The sequence below is a fragment of the Pseudomonas sp. PB3P13 genome (assembly GCF_054897735.1).
Genome location: NZ_CM142702.1, coordinates 962697 through 978654, shown reverse-complemented (window position 1 = coordinate 978654; position 15958 = coordinate 962697). Strand labels below are relative to the sequence as shown.

Genomic DNA, 15958 nt, shown 5'->3' with positions numbered 1-15958 from the left:
AAATGCCCCGCAGCGTTAACTGCGGGGCATTTTTACAACGTTGAAGCGATCAGGCGTGGGGAGCAATCAAACGCCCGAAGCCTTGGCTGCTGCTACGTCTTTGATGGACAGCTTGATACGGCCGCGGTTGTCCACGTCCAGTACCAGAACTTCCACTTCCTGGCCTTCTTTCAGGATGTCGGTCACTTTCTCGACGCGAGCATCGCTCAGCATCGAAATGTGCACCAGACCGTCCTTGCCAGGCAGGATGTTGACGAATGCGCCGAAGTCGACGATGCGCTCAACCTTGCCGACGTAGATCTTGCCGATTTCAGCTTCTGCAGTGATACCCAGGACTCGCTGACGTGCTGCTTCAGCCGCTTCCTTGGTTTCGCCGAAGATCTTGATCGAGCCGTCGTCTTCGATATCGATCGAAGCCTTGGTCTCTTCACAGATCGCACGAATGGTCGCGCCGCCTTTACCGATGACATCACGGATTTTGTCGGTGTCGATTTTCATCGCGATCATGGTCGGCGCGTTTTCCGACAGCTCGGTACGCGACTGGCCAATGATCTGGTTCATCTGACCGAGAATGTTCAGGCGCGCTTCCAGGGCTTGGCCCAGAGCGATTTCCATGATTTCTTCGGTGATGCCTTTGATCTTGATGTCCATCTGCAGCGCGGTAACACCTTTGGCGGTACCGGCTACTTTGAAGTCCATGTCGCCCAGGTGATCTTCGTCACCCAGGATGTCGGTCAGAACGGCGAATTTGCCGCCTTCTTTAACCAGACCCATGGCGATACCGGCAACCGGCGCCTTCATCGGCACACCAGCGTCCATCAGGGCCAGGGAAGCGCCGCAAACGGAAGCCATCGAGCTCGAACCGTTGGATTCGGTGATTTCCGACACTACACGGATGGTGTACGGGAACACGTCAGCGGCAGGCAGCATGGCGGCGATCGAACGACGGGCCAGACGGCCGTGACCGATTTCGCGACGACCTGCGCCACCCATGCGACCACACTCACCTACCGAGAACGGCGGGAAGTTGTAGTGCAGCATGAACGGGTCTTTTTTCTCGCCTTCCAAAGTATCCAGCAGTTGTGCGTCACGGGCGGTGCCCAATGTTGCAACAACCAGTGCCTGGGTTTCGCCACGGGTGAACAGTGCCGAACCGTGGGTCTTTGGCAGAACACCGACTTCGATGTTCAACGGACGTACGGTCTTTGTGTCGCGACCGTCGATACGTGGCTTGCCGTTTACGATATTTTCGCGAACGGTGCGGTATTCGATTTCACCGAACGCTGCTTTGACTTCAGAAGAGGACGGTTGGCCTTCTTCACCGGACAGCTTGGCAACCACCTGGTCTTTCAGTTCGCCCAGACGAGCGTAACGGTCGGCCTTGATGGTGATGGTGTATGCCTGGGAGATCGCCTCGCCGAACTCGGCACGGATGGCGCCCAGCAGTGCGGTGGCTTCTGGCTGTGGCGCCCAGGTCCAGGTTGGCTTGGCAGCTTCGGCGGCCAGTTCTTTAATGGCGTTGATCACCACCTGAAACTCGTCGTGAGCAAACAGTACCGCGCCCAACATCTGGTCTTCGGTCAGCTCTTTGGCTTCCGATTCAACCATCAGCACGGCTTCCGACGTACCGGCAACGACCATGTCCAGGCTCGATGCTTTCTGTTGCTCGTAAGTCGGGTTCAGCAGGTAGCCGGTGCTTTCATGGAAAGCAACGCGGGCAGCGCCGATCGGGCCATCGAAAGGAATGCCGGAGATCGCCAGCGCAGCCGAGGTACCGATCATCGCAGCGATGTCCGGATCGGTTTTCTTGCTGGTGGAAACGACGGTGCAGACAACCTGCACTTCGTTCATGAAGCCTTCCGGGAACAGCGGACGGATCGGACGGTCGATCAGTCGGGAAGTCAGGGTTTCTTTCTCGGAAGGACGGCCTTCGCGCTTGAAGAAACCGCCAGGGATCTTGCCGGCAGCGTAAGTCTTTTCCTGGTAGTGAACGGACAGAGGGAAGAAGCCCTTGCCCGGATCGGCTTGCTTGGCGCCGACAACAGTCACCAACACGCTGACGTCGTCGTCAACGGTGACCAATACTGCGCCGGAGGCCTGACGGGCGATACGGCCAGTCTCGAGGGTAACGGTCGACTGACCGAACTGGAATTTTTTGATAACCGGGTTCACGGTGTCCTACCTTCTTTTGTGGCTCTTGGGGAACTTGTCTTCTTGCGAAATTCTTGGGCAATGTCGGGAATCGGCCCAACGCCTGTCCAGGGTAAAACGTGTATCCAGATAAAACTTGAGGCTGGGAGCCTGCCATGCGCCAGCGGGAAACCCGCTGACGCACAGCAAACAACCAACCTCATAGCGCAATCGCTTATTAGCGACGCAGACCCAGGCGACCGATCAGAGCGCTGTAACGGCTCACGTCTTTGCCTTTCAGGTAGTCCAGCAGCTTGCGACGCTGGTTTACCATGCGGATCAGACCACGACGGGAGTGGTGATCTTTACCGTTGGCCTTGAAGTGACCTTGCAGTTTGTTGATGTTGTGGGTCAGCAGTGCAACTTGCACTTCTGGCGAACCAGTGTCACCAACGGCTTGCTGGTAGTCAGCAACGATTTGAGCTTTTTCTTGAACGTCGAGAGCCATGAGGCAATCCTTTTATCAGGAAACTGTTTCAGAAAAACAGTTTCAACAGGCCAGGGACAAATCCCTGTATCTATAAATGAGTAGTGACCGTGCCTGTTGACAGCCACCCTCGCCAGCCTGCTTTTACACAGACTGGTTTCGGTCATTCCGACCGAATCAGTCGACGCGGCGCAATGCGCCCGTCTTCGCTCACTTCACCAATACCGATGAAGCGACCGTTGTGATCCTGTACCCGTACCATGCCAAACTTCGGTGCATCCGGGGCGCGTACCGGCTGGCCGTTAAGCCAGTAGAACGAACTGTGCTCCGAAAACTGCAACAGTGGCCAGTCCAGCAGGCCGCTGTCCGATGGCATCAGGAAGCGATCAACCGCTTCGTTGCCGCCTTCGGCATGTACCGCTTCCAGCTCTTCCAGCGTGACCGTTTGCGCCAGCGTGAAAGGCCCGGCCTGGGTACGTCGCAATTGTGCAACGTAAGCGCCACAACCGAGCTGCTCACCGATATCCTCCACCAGAGTGCGGATATAGGTGCCTTTACTGCAATCCACCGCAAGCCGCGCAGTATCACCTTCGAAGGCCAGCAATTCCAAGCGCGCAATAGTAACAGAACGCGGTTCGCGCTCCACTACTTCGCCAGCACGCGCCAGCTTGTACAGCGGCTGGCCATCACGCTTGAGAGCCGAGTACATCGGCGGTATCTGGCTGATTTGGCCGCGAAATTTCGGCAATACCGCTTCAACATCGACACGACCAACGGTCACCGGACGCTCCTGTAAAACCTCACCCTCGGCATCTGCGGTGGTGGTGGTCTTGCCCAGTTGCGCCAGGGTCTCGTATCCCTTGTCGGAGTCGAGCAGATACTGCGAAAACTTGGTGGCCTCACCGAAGCACAGCGGCAATACACCGGTGGCCAGCGGATCAAGACTGCCGGTGTGCCCGGCCTTCTCGGCGTTCAACAACCAGCGAACCTTCTGCAATGCAGCGTTGGAAGTGAATCCCAGCGGCTTGTCGAGCAGGATGATACCGCTGACGTTACGACGGATACGTTTGACCTGAGCCACCGATTACTCCTTGGCGTCTTCGGGTGCAGCCGCTTCCGGGCGCTGGCTGTCTTCAGCCACCGCACGTTCGATCAGGGCCGAGAGGTGCGCGCCACGCACGACACTCTCGTCGTAGTGGAAGTGCAGCTGTGGAACGCTGCGCAACTTCATTTCGCGGGCCAGCTGCATGCGCAGGAAACCGGCGGCGGAGTTGAGCACCTTGATGCTTTGCGCGATGTCTTCGGCGCTGTCCTGCCCCATCACGGTGATGAAAATCTTGGCATGACCGACGTCACGGCTGACTTCCACAGCGGTAATGGTGACCAGGCCGACGCGCGGGTCTTTGACTTCACGACGGATCAACTGTGCCAGCTCGCGCTGCATCTGATCGCCGATACGTTGGGTACGGCTGTATTCTTTTGCCATGTCTTGTTACCTGTTACTGCCCGACGGTGAAACCCGACGGGTCTGAAAGCGGCAAACGCCCGGCCTGACAAAAGCCAGACCGGGCGTTGCGTTTAGAGTCCTGACGCAGTGCCGCGCATTTTCATGCAACGGCCCGGCGTGGCCCTTGAAGTGCGCGAGTTAGAGGCTGCGAGCAACCTGAACCTTCTCGTAGACTTCGATTTTGTCGCCAGGTTTGACGTCGTTGTAGCTCTTCACGCCGATACCGCACTCCATGCCGGCACGTACTTCGGCAGCGTCATCCTTGAAGCGGCGCAGGGATTCCAGCTCGCCTTCGAAGATAACGATGTCTTCACGCAGTACACGGATTGGACGGTTACGGTGAACAACACCTTCGATAACCATGCAGCCGGCGATCGCGCCGAACTTCGGCGAACGGAACACGTCACGCACTTCAGCGATACCCAGGATGTTCTCGCGAACATCGCTGCCCAGCATACCGGTGAGGGCCTTCTTGACGTCTTCGATGATGTCGTAGATCACGTTGTAGTAACGCATGTCCAGACCTTCCTGCTCGACGATCTTGCGAGCGCCGGCATCGGCACGCACGTTGAAGCCGAACAGTACAGCATTGGAGGCCAGCGCCAGGTTGGCGTCGGATTCGGTAATACCACCGACACCGCCACCGACCACACGCACTTGCACTTCGTCGTTACCCAGGCCATTCAAGGCACCGTTCAACGCTTCCAGCGAACCACGGACGTCGGATTTGAGGACGATGTTGAGCGTCTTCTTCTCTGCCTGGCCCATGTTTTCGAAGATGTTTTCCAGCTTGCCGGCGTGAGCACGGGCCAGTTTGACTTCGCGGAACTTGCCTTGACGGAACAGAGCCACTTCACGGGCTTTCTTCTCGTCCGACAGCACGCTCATCTCGTCGCCAGCATCCGGGGTGCCGTCCAGGCCGAGGATCTCGACAGGGATGGAAGGACCGGCTTCCTTGATTGGCTTGCCGTTCTCGTCGAGCATGGCACGTACACGGCCATAGTTCGAACCGACCAGCACCATGTCGCCTTGGCGCAGGGTGCCGTCTTGAACCAGAACAGTTGCAACCGGGCCACGACCTTTGTCCAGACGCGACTCAACCACAACACCACGACCCGGGGCCGATGGGGTTGCTTTCAGTTCAAGCACTTCAGCTTGCAACAGGACCGCTTCGAGCAGTTCGTCTACACCGGTACCGACTTTCGCCGAGACCGAAACGAACGGCGTATCACCGCCCCACTCTTCAGAAGTCACGCCGTGAACCGACAGTTCGCTACGGATACGATCAAGATCGGCGCCCGGCTTGTCGATTTTGTTCACTGCAACAACCAGTGGAACACCAGCGGCCTTCGCATGCTGGACAGCTTCAATGGTCTGCGGCATCACGCCGTCGTCCGCTGCAACTACCAGGATCACGATGTCAGTCGCCTTGGCACCACGGGCACGCATCGCGGTAAACGCGGCGTGACCTGGGGTGTCGAGGAACGTGACCATGCCGCGTTCGGTTTCAACGTGGTACGCACCGATGTGCTGGGTGATACCACCGGCTTCGCCAGCAGCCACCTTGGCACGACGGATATAGTCGAGCAGCGAAGTCTTACCGTGGTCAACGTGGCCCATTACGGTCACAACTGGCGCACGGGAGAACGTCTCACCTTCAAACTTCAGGGACTCGGCCAGCGAATCTTCCAGGGCGGTGTCGCTGACCAGGGTCACCTTGTGGCCCAGTTCTTCAGCCACAAGCTGAGCAGTTTCCTGATCCAGTACCTGGTTGATCGTCGCTGGCGTACCCAGTTTGAACATGAACTTGATGATTTCAGCAGCCTTGACCGACATCTGCTGGGCAAGATCGCCAACAGTGATGGTCTCGCCGATCTGCACATCACGCACGACAGGGCCGGTTGGGCTCTGGAAACCGTGGGCGTTGCGTTTTTTCAGCTTGGCCTTGCCGCGACCACCACGACGGAAGCCATCGCTTTCTTCGTCGGTAGTACGTGGGGCAACGCGCGGTGCAGGCGCTTTCTCTTTGACCGAGGCACGATGCGGAGCGTTTTTACGCTCGCCGTCGCCGCCACCGCTGCGACGATTGTTATCGTCGGCACGTGGTTTGTCCGGACGGCGCTGTTCGTTCTGCTTGTTGCGAACATCTGCAGAAGGCGCTGGCGCAGTGGTCACCGGTGCGCTTTCGCGCACGGGTTCGGCAACTGCAGCCGGCGCTGCAACAGCGTCGTTGGTCGCAGTTTGCGCAGTGGCTGGCTGGCGACGCGCTTCTTCTTCGGCGCGACGCTTGGCTTCTTCTTCAGCCTTCTGACGGGCAGCATTTTCTACTGCGCGACGTTCATCCAGTTCGCGTTTGCGCTCGGCTTCGATTTCTTCCGGGCTGCGCTGTACGAAAACTTTCTTTTTACGGACTTCAACGCTGATGCTTTTGCTGCCAGCAACACGCAGGGTGCTGGTGGTTTTACGCTGCAGCGTGATCTTGCGTGGTTCTTCCACTTTCGCCTTGTGGCTGCTTTTCAAATGAGTCAGCAAAGATTGCTTCTCACTGTCAGTCACATTTTCTTCGGCGGCGGTGTGCGGCAGACCTGCCTCACGCATCTGCTGCAACAGGCGCTCTACCGGTGTTTTGACCTCATCGGCCAGTTGTTTCACCGTGACTTGCGTCATGCACTTCTCTCCTCAGGCCGCGCCTAATTACTCGAACCAATGGGCTCGGGCGGCCATGATCAACTTGCCGGCACGATCATCGTCAATGCCGTCGATGTCGAGCAGATCGTCAATAGACTGCTCGGCCAGGTCTTCGCGGGTAATTACGCCGCGCACCGCCAGTTCCATCGCCAGATCCTTGTCCATACCCTCAAGCGAGAGCAGGTCTTCGGCCGGATGGGCGTCTGCCAGCTTTTCCTCAGTAGCGATGGCTTTGGTCAACAAACGATCCTTGGCACGAGCGCGAAGCTCGTTGACGGTTTCTTCGTCAAAGCCGTCGATGTTGAGCATTTCTTCCAACGGTACGTAGGCAATCTCTTCCAGACTGGTGAAGCCTTCATCTACCAGCACCTGTGCGAGGTCTTCGTCGACTTCCAGCTCGTCGATGAAATTGCGCAGGATGTCGCCGGTTTCTGCTTGCTGCTTAGCCTGGATGTCCGATTCGGTCATCACGTTCAGGGTCCAGCCAGTCAACTGGCTAGCCAGACGCACGTTCTGACCACCGCGACCGATGGCCTGAGCCAGATTGTCTGCGCCAACGGCGATGTCCATTGCATGGGCATCCTCGTCAACGATAATTGCCGCCACTTCAGCCGGCGACATTGCGTTGATCACGAACTGGGCCGGGTTATCGTCCCACAGCACGATGTCAACACGCTCACCGCCCAACTCGCCGGACACTGCCTGGACGCGCGAACCGCGCATGCCAATGCAAGCGCCTTGCGGATCGATGCGTTTGTCCTTGGAACGGACCGCGATCTTGGCGCGCGAACCCGGGTCACGGGACGCAGCCATCACTTCGATCAGGCCTTCAGCAATTTCCGGCACTTCGATGCGGAACAACTCGATCAGCATTTCCGGCGCGGTACGCGAGAGGATCAGTTGCGGGCCGCGGTTCTCGGTGCGGATTTCCTTGAGCAGCGCACGCAAACGCACGCCAACCCGGAAAGTTTCGCGAGAAATGATGTCTTCACGAGCCAGCAACGCTTCAGCGTTGTTGCCCAGGTCGACGATCACGTTGTCGCGAGTCACTTTTTTCACGGTGCCGGAGATGATTTCTCCCAGGCGCTCGCGATAAGCATCGACGACTTGAGCGCGCTCGGCTTCGCGAACCTTTTGCACAATGACCTGCTTGGCCGTCTGTGCAGCGATGCGACCGAACTCGATGGATTCGATTTTTTCTTCGACTACGTCACCGACCTGAGCACCAGGATGCGTTTCAGCAACCTTGCTCGGCCAGGTTTCGATAGCCGGATCGTCAAGATCGGCTTCTTCGACGACAGTCCAGCGACGGAATGTCTCGTAAGCACCGGTGTGGCGATTGATTTCCACACGCAGATCGACTTCGTCTTCGAAACGCTTTTTGGTAGCAGTGGCCAGAGCCAGCTCCAGCGCTTCAAAAATCACGTTGGCCGGTACGCCTTTTTCATTGGATACCGACTCAACAACCAGCAGTACTTCTTTGCTCATCGTACGCCTCGCCTTTCGCAAGCCATTGGATCCGCGGGATCCGCAGTTTCTGGCACGTCTCAGTCAAAACTGGGAATAATGTTGGCCTTGTCGATCATATCGATCGGCAACAGGAATTCATGGTCTTCAACCTGCACCACGACGTCCTGCTCTTCTACACCGCGCAGAAGGCCCTGAAAGTTGCGTCGACCTTCAAAAGGCGAGCGCAGCTTGATCTTCACTTGTTCACCGGCAAATTTTGCAAACTGCTCAATAGTGAACAGTGGGCGTTCCATGCCAGGCGAGGAAACTTCGAGGGTGTATTCAACGGCAATCGGATCTTCAACATCCAGGACACCGCTGATCTGACGGCTGACAATGGCGCAATCGTCCACCAGCACGCCACCCTCTTTATCGATATAAACGCGCAACATTGAGTGGCGACCTTGAGCCGAAAACTCAATACCCCAGCATTCATAGCCCAGGGCCACGACCACCGGGGCCAGCAAGGCCTGCAACTCTTCTAGCTTGCTCGACACCTGAACCCCCTCGTGCATGTATGTGCATGCTATGCAAAATAAAAAAATGGGCGAAACGCCCATCCTTGAAACGCCGTCGAACAGCGGCGTTGAAAGTATCCAGCTAACAAAAAGCCCCTTAAAAGGGGCTCTTTAAACTGGTTGCGGGGGCCGGATTTGAACCGACGACCTTCGGGTTATGAGCCCGACGAGCTACCAGACTGCTCCACCCCGCGACAAAGCTGGGGCGGAAGTATACGACCGATCCCTTAAAGAATCAATGTAACCTTCCACCTACAGGAAAGCCCGCAACAGCGGGCTTTCCTGATAATTGGTACCGAGAAGGGGACTCGAACCCCTACACCCTATGGGCACAACCACCTCAAGGTTGCGTGTCTACCAATTCCACCACCTCGGCAATACTACGTTTGAAACCTTCTTACTTCTGCTCTTGAGCTGGAGGCACGTCAGTCGCTGGAGTAGCCGACTTTTGCTCTTGAAGCACCGGGACATCATCAGAAGCCGGTTGCTGCTTTGGAACTTCCAACACCGCTGGATTTGGCAAACCTACTTGAGTCAGCTGTTGAGCTTTCTCTTTAGCAAAGTAACCTAACCCCAAGCTGGTTATGAAGAAACCGGCGGCAAGTATAGCAGTAAACTTACTGAGAAAGGTAGAGGAACCTTGGCTTCCGAACACAGTATTTGAAGCACCTGCACCGAAAGACGCACCAGCATCCGCACCTTTACCCTGCTGCAGCAATACCAGAGCAACTACGCCCAATGCACCCAGCAGATGAAAAACGACTACGACTGTTTCCAGCATTTTTTCAGTTTCCCGCGGCGCGACAAATCGCACCGAACTCATCTGCATTCAGGGAAGCTCCACCAATGAGCCCCCCATCGATATCCGGCATGCCGAACAGTTCGACCGCATTGGCCGCCTTCACGCTGCCGCCGTATAGAAGCCGCACACCTTGTGCGACCTCAGAATTCTCTGCCGCCAACTGTGCGCGGATGGCTGCATGCACATCCTGCGCCTGTTGCGGCGAAGCAGTCAGCCCGGTACCAATGGCCCAGACCGGCTCGTAAGCAATGACTGCTTTTGCAAAGACACCGACACCCAGCTCCTCGATGATACTGCCAAGCTGACGCCCGACAACCTCTAGAGTTTTCCCAGCTTCGCGCTGCTCAAGGGTTTCCCCTATGCACAACACCGGGATCAAGCCACATGCCTGTGCCGCTGCGAACTTGCGAATCAGCATTGCGTCCTGCTCGCCCATGATCTGGCGGCGTTCGGAATGCCCGACAAGCACCAGGGAACACCCTGCATCCACCAACTGACTCGGTGCAACTTCACCGGTCAACGCACCCTGCATCGACTCCACCGCAGAATCCTGCGCGCCAACCGAAATCGGCTTACCTTGCAAGCCATCAATCACTTGATTGATATACAGGCAAGGCGGGAATACCGCGACATCAACACCGCTCGGCAAGTCCAGATGACTTAAGCCGTCGATCAGCTCAGCGACGCTGGCGCGGGTACCGTGCATCTTCCAGTTACCAGCTACCATAGTGCGACGCATGCTGTACCTCGTCGGTCAAAGTGGGCGCAGATGTTACCCAACACAATCATGGCTGGCAAGCCGAATTCAGGCAGAAACTTCAGTAACCAGTTTCGCCAGCTCTTCAGCGTGCCCACGAACCTGCGTTTCGTCCTCGCCTTCGACCATTACACGCACCAACGGCTCAGTCCCGGACTTGCGCAGCAGCACCCGCCCACGACCAGCCATGGCCCGGGTGACGCGGTCGCTGGCTTCCTTGACGGCAGGATGCTCCAGCGGATTCACACCGCCGCCGAAACGCACGTTGATCAGCACCTGAGGGCACTTGCGCAGCGCCTGACGGCTCTGAGCCAAGCCTTCCGAGCGCCTCTTCAATGCCATCAGCACCTGCAGCGCCGCGATGATCGCATCACCGGTGGTGGTGTGATTGAAGCAAACGATGTGGCCTGAGTTCTCGCCACCCACCACCCAGTTGCGCTCCAACAGGTCGGCGATGACGTAACGGTCGCCGACGTTGGCGCGCACAAACGGAATCGACAGATCCGCCAGGGCCAATTCCAGCCCCAGATTACTCATGAGCGTGCCGACGACGCCGCCCTGCAACTTGTTACGCTCATGAAGATCGCGGGCGATGATGAACAGCAGCTCGTCGCCATCAACAATGGCACCGGTGTGATCGACCATCAGCACGCGATCGCCATCGCCGTCGAAGGCAATGCCAAGATCGGCGTGCTCAGCCAGAACGGCAGCCTGCAACTGACCCATGTGGGTCGAACCACAGTTGTCATTGATGTTCAGGCCGTTGGGCTGAGCGGAAAGCACGACGACATCCGCACCCAACTCGCGGAATACGCTAGGGGCCACCTTGTAAGTTGCACCGTGAGCACAATCGAGCACGATTTTCAGGCCCGCAAAACTGGTCCCGGTAGGCACGCTGCTTTTGCAGAATTCGATATAGCGGCCCGACGCGTCGTTGATTCGCGATACCTTGCCGATCTTGCTCGACTCAACCACTGTCATCGGGGTATCAAGCAATTCTTCGATCATGTGCTCGACTTCGTCCGGGAGCTTGGTGCCCTTGCCGGAGAAAAATTTGATGCCGTTGTCATCGTGAGGGTTGTGCGAAGCACTGATCACGATCCCGGCTTCCGCATGAAAGGTACGCGTCAGATAGGCGATGGCAGGAGTAGGCATCGGCCCGAGCAGCATCACGTCTGCACCTGCGGATGTCAGGCCTGCTTCGAGGGCAGACTCGAACATGTACCCGGAAATTCGCGTGTCTTTGCCAACCAGGACCTTGCACGCACCCATCTTGCGGAACGCCATACCCGCCGCCCAGCCAAGCTTGAGCATGAAATCAGGAGTAATCGGATATTCGCCGACGCGACCGCGAATGCCGTCGGTGCCAAAGTATTTTTTGCTCATAACTGCTCCATCATTCTTATTCGGCTGATTCCACTGCGGCGATCATCCGCACTACATCGACGGTTTCGGCGACATCATGCACGCGCAATATACGCGCGCCCTTGAATGAAGCCAGCGCCGCGAGCGCCAGACCGCCATGCAGTCGTTCTCCGACCGGGCGATTCAAGGCCTGACCTATCATGCTCTTTCGCGAAACCCCGACCAGCAGGGGACGCCCGAGGACATGCAAGGCTTCCATGTGTTTGAACAAGCTTAGATTGTGCTGCAGATTTTTTGCGAAGCCGAAGCCCGGATCGAGGATGATTCGCTGCGCGGGTATACCTGCCGACTCACACTGCGCCATGCGCTCGGCGAGAAACTCACGGACCTCCCTGACCACATCGCGGTAGTGCGGATTGTCCTGCATATCGCCCGGCTCGCCAAGCATATGCATCAGGCACACCGGCAAACCGGTTGCCGCCGCAGCATCCAGAGCACCATCACGCTGCAACGACCGAACATCATTGATCAATCCCGCCCCCAAGCGCGCAGTCTCGCGCATGACCGAGGGCGTGGACGTGTCGACTGAAATAATGACATCCAGCTCGCGGTTGATGCGCTCGACAACAGGTGCAACGCGCTCAAGCTCTTCGATGGGTGAAACCGCCCTGGCACCCGGCCGGGTGGATTCGCCACCGACGTCAATGAGCGTCGCACCGGCCGCGACCATTGCTTCGGCATGGCGCAAGGCCGCATCCAGCTGCCTGAATTGGCCGCCGTCGGAGAAAGAGTCGGGAGTGACATTGAGAATGCCCATGACATGCGTCTGGGCCAAATCAAGAACCCGGTTGCCGCAAGGCAACCGGGTCGAGGACTGAACAGAAGTCATTTCAAACCTTAAACGTCAGCAGCAGGTCCGCCGATCGGGGTTTCCGGACGCTCGCCCTGTACTGCCGGAGGGGTACCGGATGTACCGGTGCCGCCCGACCAGTCGCGAGGTTCGCGTGGCGTACGACCTGCCATGATGTCGTCAATCTGCTCGGCATCAATCGTTTCATACTTCATCAGGGCGTCAGCCATTGCGTCGAGCTTGTCACGGTTGTCCGTGAGGATCTGCCTGGCCGTGCCGTAGCACTGGTCAATGATGCTGCGCACCTCGGAGTCGATCAGCTTGGCGGTTTCACCGGAAAAGCTTGCACTCTGACCACCGCCACCGCGACCGAGGAATACTTCACCCTCATCTTCGGCATACATCAATGGACCCAGCTTTTCCGACAGCCCCCACTTGGTCACCATGTTTCGCGCAATCTGGCTGGCACGCATGATGTCGTTGGAAGCACCGGTGGTAACGCCATCGAAGCCCAGCGTCATTTCTTCGGCGATACGGCCGCCATACAGTGAGCAGATCTGACTGATCAACGCTCGTTTGGACAGACTGTAGCGATCTTCTTCCGGCAGGAACATGGTGACACCCAGCGCACGGCCGCGCGGGATGATCGACACTTTATAGACCGGGTCATGCTCAGGCACGACACGACCAACGATAGCGTGGCCTGCCTCGTGATAAGCGGTGTTCTGCTTTTCTTTTTCGGACATGACCATGGATTTGCGCTCGGCGCCCATCATGATCTTGTCTTTCGCCAGTTCGAATTCCTTCATCTCGACGACACGCTTGCCGGTACGGGCGGCGAACAGCGACGCCTCGTTTACCAGGTTCGCCAGGTCAGCACCGGAAAAGCCCGGAGTGCCGCGAGCAATAACCGCCGGAGCAACGTCGTCGCCCATTGGCACTTTGCGCATGTGAACCTTGAGAATCTGCTCACGACCCCGAATGTCCGGCAGCCCCACCACGACCTGACGGTCGAAACGGCCTGGACGCAGCAACGCAGGGTCGAGTACGTCCGGACGGTTAGTGGCGGCGATGACGATAATGCCGTCATTCATTTCGAAGCCATCCATCTCTACCAGCAACTGGTTGAGGGTTTGTTCACGTTCGTCGTGACCACCGCCCATGCCAGCACCACGATGGCGACCGACAGCGTCGATTTCATCGATAAAGATGATGCACGGCGCGTGTTTCTTGGCCTGTTCGAACATATCGCGAACACGGCTGGCACCGACGCCGACGAACATTTCGACAAAATCGGAACCGGAAATGGTGAAGAACGGCACCTTGGCTTCGCCGGCAATCGCCTTCGCCAGCAAGGTTTTACCGGTACCTGGAGGACCAACCATCAGCACGCCGCGAGGAATGCGACCACCCAGGCGCTGGAACTTGCCCGGATCGCGCAGGAACTCGACCAGCTCGCCCACTTCTTCCTTGGCTTCGTCGCAACCGGCAACGTCAGCCAATGTGGTTTTCACCTGATCTTCGGAAAGCAGGCGCGCCTTGCTCTTGCCGAAGCTCATCGGTCCGCCTTTGCCGCCGGCACCACCCTGCATCTGTCGCATGAAGAACATGAAGACAGCGATGATCACCAGGATCGGGAAGCTTGCGACCAGGAGTTGGGTCCAGATGCTTTGCTGCTCAGGCTGCTTGCCTTCGACCACAACGTTGTTGTCAACGAGATCGCCGATCAGACCGTTATCCTGGATTGCCGGACGGATGGTCTTGAAGCTGTCGCCATCGCTGCGCTTGCCGGTAATCACATAGCCGTCGACAGCTACGCGCTCGACCTTGCCATCCTTGACCTGCTGGATAAAGTCGGAATAGTTGAGGGTCTGCGGCTCGTTAGGGCTGGAGAAGTTGTTCATCACCGTCACCAGGACTGCCGCGATGATCAACCACAGGATCAGATTCTTTGCCATATCGTTCAATTAACTACCCTCTGAAGCAAGCTCCGCTGATGGCGCGTGCTTCGCATGATATTCACCGGCCTAACTTACTACATTACCTACGACTCTGGCAGGCACCGTCTGTAACCCTTTGTGAAACACTTCCTACACAATATTCGCTATTTTCCACAGGGCGAAATACGAAAATCCTATCGACCCGCAAAAAAACCTCGATTTACTCACTACGACCGCGGTAGCCCCAAGCCAACATGTATTGCTCGCGGGAACTGCCACGGGAGGAGTCCGGCTTAATCATCTGGACCTTGTCGAATTTCTGACGAGCGTCCTTCACGTAAGCATCAAACCCTTCGCCCTGAAACACCTTGATCACAAAATTACCACCCGGCTTGAGTATCCGAGCCGCCAGATCAAGAGCCAATTCACACAGAAACATGGCTTTAGGCATGTCCACCTCAGGCGTACCACTCATATTGGGGGCCATATCGGAAATCACAAGGTCCACCTGCGAATTACCCACGGCTTCAAGGATCTGCGCGAGCACTTCGTCCTGGGTGAAGTCACCCTGGATGAAAGTCACGTCCGGAATGCTGTCCATTTCCAGGATGTCAGAGGCGATCAGACGGCCATGACCACCGATCAGCCGACTAGTGACCTGCGACCAGCCGCCGGGGGCCGCACCCAGGTCGACAACGCTCATACCCGGACGAATCAGTTTGTATTTCTCCTGAACCTCCAGAAGCTTGTAACTCGCACGCGAGCGGTAACCATCCTTCTGCGCTTGCTTCACATAGGGATCATTAACATGTCTTTTCAGCCAACCAAGGCTTGTCTTGGAACGCGCCATTGGGCACCTCGATGATAAGGGTCGTGATTAACTGGGCGGATCCACGAACCCTCGGGTAAAATGGCCGCCATTTTACAGAATCCAGACGAAAGGGTCAGATTATGCCGCTCACTCAAGAGCAGAAGAAACAGTACAAATCCATTGGCCACCATCTGAAACCGGTTTTAATCGTGGCGGACAACGGTTTGACTGAAGGTGTGTTAGCCGAACTTGAACGCGCGCTGGCAGATCATGAGCTGATAAAGATCAAGCTCAACATCCTCGATCGTGAATCTCGCCTGGCATCCATTGCAGAACTGTGCAAGGTCGGCAAGGCGGATCTGGTTCAGATCATCGGCAAGATGGCGTTGATTTACCGCAAGAACTTCAGCGTCAACAAGCAGCTGTCGAACGTCCATCGCTTCAAGTGATGACAAGGGTCACGGGTGTGCATCGCGCACCCTGCCACTCCCACTCAATTAATCGACAACGGCACCGGTCCAACATGACCCGGCACCGCCTGTAGATCCGCTACCCCGGCGACAAACCGCCAACTCACGATCTCCGAGTCAGCCG

Annotated in this window: 14 protein-coding genes and 2 tRNA genes; 1 reads left to right on the top strand and 15 read right to left on the bottom strand. The window is 57.1% G+C overall.

Annotated features, from left to right (window positions below; all coding sequences use genetic code 11):
• Positions 1 to 66 precede the first annotated feature (66 nt).
• The 15 genes from pnp to rlmE form a co-directional block, all read right to left on the bottom strand.
• On the bottom strand, positions 67 to 2172 hold the full coding sequence (pnp, locus tag ACYZT1_RS04320; protein WP_462017823.1) for a polyribonucleotide nucleotidyltransferase: 2106 nt from the start codon (positions 2170 to 2172) through the stop codon (positions 67 to 69).
• 196 nt (positions 2173 to 2368) lie between these two features.
• Positions 2369 to 2638: a 30S ribosomal protein S15 gene (gene rpsO, locus ACYZT1_RS04315; RefSeq protein ID WP_028623136.1), complete on the bottom strand. Its 270-nt coding sequence runs from the start codon at positions 2636 to 2638 to the stop codon at positions 2369 to 2371.
• A gap of 142 nt (positions 2639 to 2780) precedes the next feature.
• Positions 2781 to 3698, bottom strand: coding sequence for a tRNA pseudouridine(55) synthase TruB (gene truB / locus ACYZT1_RS04310; protein WP_462017822.1), 918 nt, complete (start codon positions 3696 to 3698; stop codon positions 2781 to 2783).
• Positions 3699 to 3701: 3 nt separating this feature from the next.
• Positions 3702 to 4103 (bottom strand): 30S ribosome-binding factor RbfA, encoded by a 402-nt coding sequence (rbfA, locus tag ACYZT1_RS04305; RefSeq protein ID WP_462017821.1) that lies wholly within the window; start codon positions 4101 to 4103, stop codon positions 3702 to 3704.
• 159 nt (positions 4104 to 4262) lie between these two features.
• On the bottom strand, positions 4263 to 6791 hold the full coding sequence (gene infB, locus ACYZT1_RS04300; RefSeq protein ID WP_462017820.1) for a translation initiation factor IF-2: 2529 nt from the start codon (positions 6789 to 6791) through the stop codon (positions 4263 to 4265).
• A gap of 27 nt (positions 6792 to 6818) precedes the next feature.
• Positions 6819 to 8300: a transcription termination factor NusA gene (gene nusA / locus ACYZT1_RS04295; RefSeq protein WP_008024459.1), complete on the bottom strand. Its 1482-nt coding sequence runs from the start codon at positions 8298 to 8300 to the stop codon at positions 6819 to 6821.
• A 59-nt stretch (positions 8301 to 8359) separates the two neighbouring features.
• Positions 8360 to 8818 carry a ribosome maturation factor RimP gene (gene rimP, locus ACYZT1_RS04290; RefSeq protein ID WP_010463487.1) on the bottom strand — a complete coding sequence of 153 codons (459 nt, stop codon included), beginning with the start codon at positions 8816 to 8818 and terminating at the stop codon, positions 8360 to 8362.
• A gap of 138 nt (positions 8819 to 8956) precedes the next feature.
• Positions 8957 to 9033, bottom strand: a tRNA-Met gene (locus ACYZT1_RS04285).
• Between the two features lie 96 nt (positions 9034 to 9129).
• Positions 9130 to 9215, bottom strand: a tRNA-Leu gene (locus tag ACYZT1_RS04280).
• Positions 9216 to 9236: 21 nt separating this feature from the next.
• Positions 9237 to 9620, bottom strand: a complete 384-nt coding sequence (secG, locus tag ACYZT1_RS04275) for a preprotein translocase subunit SecG (RefSeq protein ID WP_010463489.1) — start codon at positions 9618 to 9620, stop codon at positions 9237 to 9239.
• 4 nt (positions 9621 to 9624) lie between these two features.
• Entirely contained in the window at positions 9625 to 10380 is a 756-nt protein-coding gene (gene tpiA / locus ACYZT1_RS04270) for a triose-phosphate isomerase (RefSeq protein ID WP_462017819.1), read from the bottom strand.
• A gap of 66 nt (positions 10381 to 10446) precedes the next feature.
• Positions 10447 to 11784 carry a phosphoglucosamine mutase gene (gene glmM / locus ACYZT1_RS04265; protein ID WP_462017818.1) on the bottom strand — a complete coding sequence of 446 codons (1338 nt, stop codon included), beginning with the start codon at positions 11782 to 11784 and terminating at the stop codon, positions 10447 to 10449.
• A gap of 16 nt (positions 11785 to 11800) precedes the next feature.
• Entirely contained in the window at positions 11801 to 12652 is an 852-nt protein-coding gene (gene folP, locus ACYZT1_RS04260; protein WP_462017817.1) for a dihydropteroate synthase, read from the bottom strand.
• An 8-nt stretch (positions 12653 to 12660) separates the two neighbouring features.
• Positions 12661 to 14571, bottom strand: coding sequence for an ATP-dependent zinc metalloprotease FtsH (ftsH, locus tag ACYZT1_RS04255; RefSeq protein ID WP_462017816.1), 1911 nt, complete (start codon positions 14569 to 14571; stop codon positions 12661 to 12663).
• Positions 14572 to 14773: 202 nt separating this feature from the next.
• Positions 14774 to 15403 carry a 23S rRNA (uridine(2552)-2'-O)-methyltransferase RlmE gene (gene rlmE, locus ACYZT1_RS04250; protein WP_462017815.1) on the bottom strand — a complete coding sequence of 210 codons (630 nt, stop codon included), beginning with the start codon at positions 15401 to 15403 and terminating at the stop codon, positions 14774 to 14776.
• A gap of 101 nt (positions 15404 to 15504) precedes the next feature.
• Between rlmE and ACYZT1_RS04245 the strand changes: the two genes are divergently transcribed.
• Positions 15505 to 15813 (top strand): YhbY family RNA-binding protein, encoded by a 309-nt coding sequence (locus ACYZT1_RS04245; protein ID WP_462017814.1) that lies wholly within the window; start codon positions 15505 to 15507, stop codon positions 15811 to 15813.
• Positions 15814 to 15958: the final 145 nt, after the last annotated feature.